This window comes from Hydrogenophaga sp. T66 (genome assembly GCF_057219855.1).
Window position 1 is genome coordinate 1 of record NZ_JBXVVX010000008.1, and the last position, 1195, is coordinate 1195.

1 protein-coding gene is annotated in these 1195 nt (G+C 64.5%); it reads left to right on the forward strand.

Features of this window, described 5'->3' with window-relative positions:
- A complete protein-coding gene (gene tuf / locus AC2D80_RS15390; protein WP_484633921.1) occupies nt 1-1191 on the forward strand; it encodes an elongation factor Tu in 1191 nt (396 codons plus the stop codon).
- The last annotated feature ends 4 nt before the right edge of the window (nt 1192-1195 follow it).

A 1195-nucleotide genomic window follows, 5' to 3' on the forward strand; every position in this document is an offset into this window, starting at 1 on the left:
ATGGCAAAAGAGAAATTCGAGCGGACCAAGCCGCACGTCAACGTGGGCACGATTGGTCACGTGGACCACGGCAAGACCACGCTGACGGCTGCCATCACCACGGTGCTGTCGAAGAAGTTCGGTGGTCAGGCCAAGGCCTACGACCAGATCGATGCGGCGCCGGAAGAGAAGGCCCGCGGCATCACCATCAACACCGCGCACGTCGAGTACGAGACGGCCAACCGCCACTACGCGCACGTTGACTGCCCCGGCCACGCCGACTACGTCAAGAACATGATCACCGGTGCTGCCCAGATGGACGGCGCCATTCTGGTGTGCTCGGCCGCTGACGGCCCGATGCCCCAGACCCGCGAGCACATCCTGCTGGCCCGTCAGGTCGGCGTGCCCTACATCATCGTCTTCCTGAACAAGTGCGACATGGTCGACGACGCCGAGCTGCTCGAGCTCGTCGAGATGGAAGTGCGTGAACTGCTCAGCAAGTACGACTTCCCCGGCGACGACACCCCCATCGTCAAAGGCTCGGCCAAGCTCGCCCTCGAAGGCGACGCTGGCGACCTCGGCGAGCAGGCCATCATGCGCCTGGCCGACGCGCTGGACAGCTACATCCCCACGCCCGAGCGCGCGGTGGACGGCACCTTCCTCATGCCCGTGGAAGACGTGTTCTCCATCTCGGGCCGCGGCACCGTGGTGACCGGCCGTATCGAGCGTGGCGTGGTCAAGGTTGGCGAAGAAATCGAAATCGTCGGCATCAAGGCCACCCAGAAGACCACCTGCACCGGCGTGGAAATGTTCCGCAAGCTGCTCGACCAGGGCCAGGCGGGCGACAACGTCGGCATCCTGCTGCGCGGCACCAAGCGTGAAGAGGTCGAGCGCGGCCAAGTGCTGTGCAAGCCCGGCTCCATCAAGCCGCACACCCACTTCACCGGCGAGGTGTACGTGCTGAGCAAGGACGAGGGCGGCCGCCACACCCCGTTCTTCAACAACTACCGCCCGCAGTTCTACTTCCGCACCACCGACGTCACCGGCAGCATCGAGCTGCCGAAGGACAAAGAGATGGTGATGCCGGGCGACAACGTGTCGATCACCGTCAAGCTGATCGCCCCGATCGCCATGGAAGAAGGCCTGCGCTTTGCCATCCGCGAAGGCGGCCGCACCGTCGGCGCCGGCGTCGTGGCCAAGATCATCGAGTAATTCA

What these genes read in the sequence shown, in the direction of transcription:
- tuf (WP_484633921.1), top strand. Translation starts at nt 1, where the DNA reads ATGGCAAAAGAGAAATTCGAGCGGACCAAGCCGCACGTCAACGTGGGC.